This is a genomic window from Tardiphaga sp., assembly GCF_025356345.1.
GTDB lineage: Bacteria > Pseudomonadota > Alphaproteobacteria > Rhizobiales > Xanthobacteraceae > Tardiphaga.
In genome coordinates this window covers 1-5,017 of the sequence record NZ_JANXTC010000143.1, presented here as the reverse complement: position 1 = coordinate 5,017, position 5,017 = coordinate 1, and the positions used below count along the sequence as shown (strand labels likewise).

Sequence of the window (5,017 nt, the reverse complement as noted above, 5' to 3'; positions counted from 1 at the left end):
CATGACGCCGACCCGCAACAATCCCGGCGTGTCGCATGAGAACGGCTCGATCGAAAGTGCGCATGGCCATCTCAAGAGAGCGCTGGCAGATGCCCTGCTGCTGCGTGCCTCTCGCGACTTCGACGATCTTCCGGCATGGCGTGGTTTTGTCGACGAGATCGTTGGCCGCGGCAACGCGCGCAATGCCAAGCGCATTGATCAGGAGCGGACGGCGCTAAAGAAACTGCCGGTCCGCAAGACCGCCGATTATGAGGAGGTCAACGTCGACGTAACGACATCAAGCGCCTTCACGTTGCGCAAGGTGTTTTACTCGGTCCCCTCCCGCCTGATCGGTCACCGGCTGCGGGTGCGTCTTTATGACGACCGGCTCGAATGCTTCCAGGGCGCCACCCACATCGTCACCCTGCGGCGCGGGCGAAGCCAGCCCAACGGCAAACACGGCCATGTCATCGACTATCGTCACGTCATCCATTCGCTGCGCCGCAAGCCGATGGCGCTGCTCAATCTGGTCTATCGCGACCAGTTGTTCCCCCGCCGCGTTTACGCTCGTGCGTTCGACGCCTTGCTCGCCGGCATTGGCGAAAGACCAGCCTGCCGTGCGATGGTCGGGCTTCTGGCGCTCGCACATGAACGGGCCTGCGAAGCGGAGCTCGGTGCCGTGCTGCAAGCCACGCTCGACGACGGCATCCTGCCGGATCTCAAGGCGCTGATCGAACGCTTCCGACCGAGGGGCATGGCAATACCGGTCGTCGTCGTCACGCTGCCCTCGCTCGCCATCTACGACCAGATCGCAGCAGCCGTGGGAGAAGTCGCATGAACGCGACCGTCAAGATCGACGCCGCCCGTGTCGAATTGCTGCTCAGCGAACTGCGTCTGCCTGGTATCAAGATGATCTGGGCCGCCCTGGCGGAAACCGCCGATAAGGAAGGCTGGCCCGCCGCACGCTTTTTGGCCGCGCTGGCTGAACAGGAGATGGTGGAGCGGAACCGTCGTCGCTTCGAACGTCATCTGGATGAAGCCCGCCTGCCGCCGGGCAAGACCCTCGCTGCATTCGACTTCGATGCCGTGCCGATGATCTCAAAAGCGCAGGTGCAGGCTCTCGCCGCCGGTGACGCCTGGCTCGACAAGGGCGCCAATCTGTTGTGTTTTGGCCCGCCTGGCGGCGGCAAATCGCATCTGGCAGCGGCGCTCGGCATGGCCCTAATCGAAAAGGGGTGGCGCGTGTTGTTCACCAGAACCACCGATCTCGTGCAAAAGCTTCAGATCGCGCGCCGCGACCTCACGCTCGAAGCCGCGATCGCCAAGCTCGACAAATATCACCTGTTGATCCTCGACGATCTCGCCTATGTGACTAAGGATCAGGCCGAGACAAGCGTTCTGTTCGAACTGATCAGCGCCCGCTACGAACGCCGCTCAATGCTAATCACGGCCAATCAGCCATTCGGTGAATGGGGCAAAATCTTCCCGGACCAAGCCATGACGCTGGCGGCGATCGACCGCCTCGTCCACCACGCCACCATCCTCGAAATGAATGTCGACAGCTACCGCCGAAAAGAGGCTGTCGACAAAGCCCGCGGAGCCGGAAGGCCACCAACGCGCGCGACAATCAAAGCGTCATCCTGATTGACGCTCCACGACAATCAACTCCACGACACGCAATTATCGCTTGCGTTATCGTCAAGCCGTGACAATCATCCCCACGCCGCGACCGCTAAATTGCCATCCTGATTGTCGCGATTCCCATCCAGATTGACGCGCTACAAACCTGACCATCCTAGAGCCAGCCCAAATGGCCATGAAAGCGGCAACGCCACTGGAAGCTCAGACCGTCACCCCAATGACAAAGCCGGTCCGACGGCGCAACAAGGCGCATCTGGCCATTGTCGCCGAGCAGCCTTGCCTGATCTGTAAGCGATCACCCTGCGATGCCCACCATCTGAAGTTTGCCCAGCCCAATACGCTCGGCCGCAAAGTCAGCGACGAATTCACCGTGCCGCTGTGCCGTCATCACCACCATGATCTGCACCGAGGAGGCAATGAAATGGCCTGGTGGGCCAATATGAATATCGCCCCCACCGAAATCGCACGCGAACTGTGGCAATCGAGCCCAATCCACGGGACCCACCCCTCGCATCGCGACCGTGGCACGGACCTAAACGTGAATAGCAGTATGGGAGATCACTGAGATGGCCAAGATTAAGATGACACACCCCGACGAGATGATGACCGTCAGCGTGTCCCTCGACTTTAGATCCGAAATCAACCCTGACGTAGAAGACCCTCCGCCACTCGACACGGTTGGTGTCCGGTTCACCTTCAGCGCGGCCAATGCCATTCCCTATTTGGAAGAAGTCTTGGCTGCGATCCGCGGGCGGCGGCTGTTCGGATTTATGGCGCAGGCGGCCGCAATCAACGCCGTCCGCGCCGGCGAGTGGATACCGGAAAAGACCGAAAATTCAGGTGCTAAAAAAGCACCAGATGATGAGGTGAAAGATCGATGACAAATTCACCGGAGTTGCCCTATTCGAGCAGTTCATCGATTGAGGAGGCAAAGTGTCTGGTTAGACGGTGTGCAGAACCTCGCCCCAGCGGTGAACTGATCAAGACCACGCTTTATCGTACGTCAGTGTTGCTAGGATTCTCATACACTCGAACCCGAGACATCTGGTATGGATCTGCAAGACGGATCGAAGCCAAGGAGATGGATCGCCTGCGGTTGGAGGCGAGAAACGCGGAGCTCGCCCATGCCGTTGCCGCAGTCACAATCTTGAAAAAATGTTTACAAGGCCCCCGTCTTTCTCCCGTCTATGGAATGGTTGATTATCTCAACGCAGCCTTGGCTGCGATCAGCGAAAGCCCGCCCATTTAAAGTTCGATTGGCCGAGCCGCCAATGTGCCGCACATTGGTTTTCTTGGTAACGCTTCTATTTGAATATTGTACGCTGTTCAGCATACAGCCGTGGTGATGTCGGCAAGACCACGGCTGGACTGAGGTCTCGTCCCAACTTCAGACCGAGCCCGTGAAACGGAACCGTCACCTGACGGGGATTGCACGCGAGGCGGGCGTCTTTTTGGCAAGCAGTTTTGGAACGCGATCTTGCGCGTGGCGCCGTGATACTCACCCCACTCGAATATGCGGTCGATCATCGCCCGCCGCGATTACGACATGCAGGGCTAAGGCTTGATCAATGGCGGGACGAGATTTTACGATATTCTGGAATTGCTTCCTTCAAAATAGTTACTACAGCATCATACTTACCAGCGTCGATTGCCACACGAAGTGTTGACAGCCAAGCCTCGAGCATCTCAAGCGGCAGTTCGTTCGGCCTAGCGGCAAGGATGCCAGAAATACCGATATCGCTGGTTGGTTCGTGTGCAGCGAACAAAATTTCGTTAAGCCGTTCCCCCGGCCGCACCCCCGTGAAAACAATATCGATGTCGGAGCCCGGCTGCAGGCCGGATAGCCGGATCATGCGGTCAGCGAGATCGACGATCTTAACAGGCTGGCCCATGCTTAGCACGTAAACCGACGCATCGGAGTGCTGCGCGTTCATCGCGTGCGTAGCCGCGGTGACCACGAGGTCGCAGGCTTCGCGGATAGTCATGAAGTAGCGAACCATGTCGGGATGCGTCACGGTGACCGGGCCACCTGCTTCGATCTGCGCCTTGAACTTCGGCACCACTGAACCGTTCGAAGCAAGCACGTTGCCGAAGCGCACAGAAATCAACCGCATTGGCGACTTCGCAGTAGGGCCACTGATCGCGTCACCGTCCAACGCCTGGCAGTACATCTCCGCAAAGCGCTTGGTCAGTCCGAGCATCGACACCGGCTCGATGGCTTTGTCGGTGGAAATCATCACCATCGTTTCGGCACCGGACGCCAGGGCCGCGTCCGCAACGTTAACCGAACCGAAAATGTTCGTCTTGACTCCTTCGCCCCAGTCACGCTCAAGAATCGGTACGTGTTTGAGCGCGGCAGCATGGAACACCGCGTCCGGTTTAAACGCGTTCATCAACTGATGAATGCGGTCGCGGTCGCGGACGTCGGCGATACGTCCTTCTATCATGGCGGCAGTGACTTTCGCCGAGAGTTTTTCGACCGCCGCGTGCAACGCCGGTTCGGAATTTTCGATGATCAGCAACCGGGCCGCGCCGAAAGAGATCACGCGGTCGCAGATTTCAAAACCGATCGAGCCGCCGCCGCCCGTGACGACAACGGACTTGCCACGAACGAAATTCTCGAGCCGCACATAGTCGATCTTGACGCTCGGCCGCAGCAGAAGGTCTTCCACCGCAACAGGTGCCAGTTGCGGCATATCTCGGCTCTCTTCCAATGACGGCAGTCGGCTGACAATCAGGCCAAGTTTTCTTGCCCACATCAGTACCGATTCCGGCTGGGCCTCGGTTTCGAACGCCGACGGCGTCATCACCACGCGCTTGATAGGCCGGCTGCGGGAATTGAAGTCATCAACTACATTGACCAGGTCGTCGATTCTGCCCAGCACCGGAACGCCGCGGATCGCTTGACCGCGATCGGACATCGACGGAGACAATATCCCTACTGGCCATAACCTCTTCACCGCCCCGCTTTCGATACCGCGCAAAAACACTTCGACGTCGGCGGCGCGGCCGATCAGAAGCGTTGCTGCGGCGTCTATGGCGCGAGCCTGATTACGGGTGCGAGTATAGCGAAAATAGCGATAGGCCAAGCGCGATCCCGAAAGAAAGGCGACCTCGACGAACCAATAGATGACAATGGTAGTTTTTCCGAGAAAGAACATGCCATATACGTTTGGCGCAAGGAATATATAGTCCAGCACTAGCAGTGCGACAGACAGAACGGTTGCAGTCCGCAAAATGTTAAGCATGTCAGGCAGCGAAATAAAGCGCCACTTGGTCGTCGTTAGGTCGAAAAAATAGCAAACAAAGAAACTGAAAATTATGAAGTATGGGAGCATCGTCAGCAACAGCGGCAACCGATCCCAAAGGTTCTCGCCATCGAAGCGCAGCACGAAAC

At 58.1% G+C, this 5,017-nt stretch carries 4 protein-coding genes and 1 pseudogene; 4 read left to right on the top strand and 1 reads right to left on the bottom strand.

Annotation, left to right across the window (positions count from 1 at the left end; translation table 11 throughout):
* The 4 genes and pseudogenes from Q0S16_RS08435 to Q0S16_RS08420 all read left to right on the top strand — a co-directional run.
* A pseudogene (locus tag Q0S16_RS08435) lies at positions 1-817 on the top strand (IS21 family transposase); the annotation flags it as partial.
* A complete protein-coding gene (gene istB / locus Q0S16_RS08430; RefSeq protein ID WP_295846994.1) occupies positions 814-1,623 on the top strand; it encodes an IS21-like element helper ATPase IstB in 810 nt (269 codons plus the stop codon). The pseudogene Q0S16_RS08435 and the gene istB, both read left to right, overlap by 4 nt.
* A gap of 166 nt (positions 1,624-1,789) precedes the next feature.
* Positions 1,790-2,185, top strand: a complete 396-nt coding sequence (locus tag Q0S16_RS08425; RefSeq protein ID WP_366517812.1) for a hypothetical protein — start codon at positions 1,790-1,792, stop codon at positions 2,183-2,185.
* A 1-nt stretch (position 2,186) separates the two neighbouring features.
* Complete coding sequence (locus Q0S16_RS08420; protein WP_295846992.1) at positions 2,187-2,501, top strand: hypothetical protein; 315 nt, start codon at positions 2,187-2,189, stop codon at positions 2,499-2,501.
* A 684-nt stretch (positions 2,502-3,185) separates the two neighbouring features.
* Here Q0S16_RS08420 and Q0S16_RS08415 read toward each other — a convergent pair.
* The coding region (locus Q0S16_RS08415) for a nucleoside-diphosphate sugar epimerase/dehydratase (protein WP_295846990.1) at positions 3,186-5,017 on the bottom strand (1,832 nt) is incomplete at its 5' end.